At 38.3% G+C, this 629-nt stretch carries 1 pseudogene; it reads left to right on the top strand.

Features of this window, described 5'->3' with window-relative positions:
• Window positions 1-153, top strand: a pseudogene (locus ACFIJP_RS09575) (late control protein); the annotation flags it as partial.
• Between the last annotated feature and the right edge of the window lie 476 nt (window positions 154-629).

The raw sequence follows: 629 nt of genomic DNA, 5'->3' as shown, positions 1-629 counted from the left end.
TTATTGCAAGGGTTTCGTGGGCAAATCAATGGGCCATGGAAAGCTTCCACTGTCACCCACTGCTATGAAAAACAAAGTGGATACACCACAGAAATTACCTTTGAGGCACCAAACAAGGGAAAAGAGGCAGGAGAAAAGGAAAACTCTGAGTGACAGAAAATCAAAGGGTCAACTTGACCCTTTGATCGGTGTTGAAGAGTATTGAGACCAAAATCAAAAGTTCGCACTTTGGTGTGGAGGTAAGGAATAGGTGCAACTTGCACCAATTGCTAAAACGAGAAATAGGATCAAGTTGATCCAATTGCATGAGTACAGCAATAGGGTAATGTTTACCCAATTCCTCAAAGGAGCAATGGTGCAAACATTGCACAATTGCATACTGAAGAGCAATTCGGTCAAGTTGACCGAATTCCTTAAACGCTTTTTCTCTTTTTGATAGTATGCTTAGGATACAGAAAAATTATCAGTCAATTTGATTGATCATCTCAAATTGTGATTTTGAGCAGAAAAGAAAAAGGGGCTTTAAATACCCTTTTAAAGGTCTTTGAAGACCCTTTGAGAACCACTTTAAAACTCTTTGAAAAAAAATAAATTGGTACAAAACCTAGTGGCAAAATATACAAAACCCG

Source organism: Bartonella sp. MU37NMGALS (genome assembly GCF_042194015.1).
Taxonomy (GTDB): domain Bacteria; phylum Pseudomonadota; class Alphaproteobacteria; order Rhizobiales; family Rhizobiaceae; genus Bartonella; species Bartonella grahamii.
Note: the sequence above shows the minus strand (reverse complement) of the source record. Positions and strands in the feature narration are given on the sequence as shown.